At 57.1% G+C, this 1,446-nt stretch carries 2 protein-coding genes and 1 pseudogene; all 3 read left to right on the top strand.

Translation table 11 applies throughout. The features are described 5' to 3' along the window. Positions 1 to 923 (top strand): amidohydrolase (locus tag B9P63_RS18840; RefSeq protein ID WP_139816306.1); only part of this gene is annotated, 923 nt, incomplete at its 5' end. A gap of 113 nt (positions 924 to 1,036) precedes the next feature. Further along, positions 1,037 to 1,180 carry a hypothetical protein gene (locus B9P63_RS19330; protein WP_176219165.1) on the top strand — a complete coding sequence of 48 codons (144 nt, stop codon included), beginning with the start codon at positions 1,037 to 1,039 and terminating at the stop codon, positions 1,178 to 1,180. Between the two features lie 11 nt (positions 1,181 to 1,191). Continuing rightward, positions 1,192 to 1,446: pseudogene (locus B9P63_RS18845) on the top strand (amidohydrolase); the annotation flags it as partial.

Here is a 1,446-nt window from a genome sequence, read left to right on the forward strand (position 1 = left end):
TCCATGAAATGGCCGACGTGGATTATAAATCCACCCATGCGGGGGCGATGCACGCTTGCGGCCATGACGGGCATACAGCCATGCTGCTCGGCGCGGCGAAATATCTGGTTGAAACGCGCAACTTTGATGGCACTGCCGTGTTGTTTTTCCAACCCGCCGAAGAGGGCGGAGGCGGCGGCAAGGTCATGGTCGATGAGGGCGTGATGGAGCGCTATAACGTCGATGAAGTCTACGGGCTTCACAATATGCCCGGCGGTGCTGCGGGCAGTTTCGCCATTCGCAAGGGTGGCCTTATGGCGGCGACGGACCTCGTGGAAATCAAAATAACTGGCAAGGGCGGTCACGGCGCGATGCCGCACAGCGCGATTGACCCCAACATCACCGCCGCGCATATTCTGCTGGCCCTGCAAAGCATCACCAGCCGCAATGTGGACCCGCTGCAAAGCGCGGTCCTGTCGATCTGCATGATGAGCAACGACAGCGCGGCGTTTAACGTTATTCCGCAGACGGTTAATCTGTGCGGCACCGTGCGCACCTTATCGCCGGAAGTGCGCGATCTGGTGGAGGCGCGTCTTATCAAGCTGGTGAGTTCAACCGCCGATGCCTTCGAGTGCGCGGTCGAGATCAACTATGAGCGCGGCTATCCTGTCACCGTGAACCACGACGCTCAAACCGACTTTGCCGTCGATGTCGCCTGCGCCATCGCGGGGGTGGGCAATGTCGATCCCGACACTGCGCCGATGATGGCCGGCGAGGATTTTTCCTACATGCTGGAAGCGCGCCCCGGCGCCTATATTTTCCTCGGTAACGGCGAGAACGGTGCGATGGTCCACCATCCCGAATATGTGTTCAACGATGACATTATTCCGGCAGGCTGCTCATGGCTCGCTGGAATGGTCGAAGCCCGTATGCCTGCTGCTTAGGGGGGAAATATGAAATGTTCGTTAAGTTAGGGTCCGTAATAGCGTAGCTTTTGTTCGGTTTCGGAGCACTCAGAACCTTACTTGGCTTCTTCTTCGCGTTTGGAACTGACACTATGGAAGCAAACGAATTTGCCGCGCGGCGTTATTTGGCCTCTGCCAATACGGGCGAGGCGATCGATGAAGGTATCATGTTGATCGTTGCTGGAGTGGCGATTGGCCTGATCGTGCAAATTGCTAACAATACTGCTGAAAAATAGGAGCCACTCAAATGCCCATCAAGAACCGCCTCGCCGAAATGCTGCCGGAGATCACCGAATGGCGCCGTGATCTGCACGAGCATCCTGAAATCCTGTTCGAAACTCACCGCACCTCTGCGATTGTCGCTGACAAGCTTAAGGATTTCGGCTGCGATGAAATCGTCACGGGCATTGGCCGCACCGGCGTCGTTGGCGTCATCAAAGGCAAGCAGAACGCCTCTGGCAAGGTCATTGGCCTGCGCGCAGATATGGATGCGCTGCCGATC

Source organism: Planktotalea arctica (assembly GCF_002105285.1).
In the GTDB taxonomy this organism is placed as follows: Bacteria; Pseudomonadota; Alphaproteobacteria; order Rhodobacterales; family Rhodobacteraceae; genus Planktotalea; species Planktotalea arctica.

Coding starts and splice junctions, on each gene's coding strand:
- B9P63_RS19330 (WP_176219165.1), top strand. CDS start 1,037: ATGGAAGCAAACGAATTTGCCGCGCGGCGTTATTTGGCCTCTGCCAAT.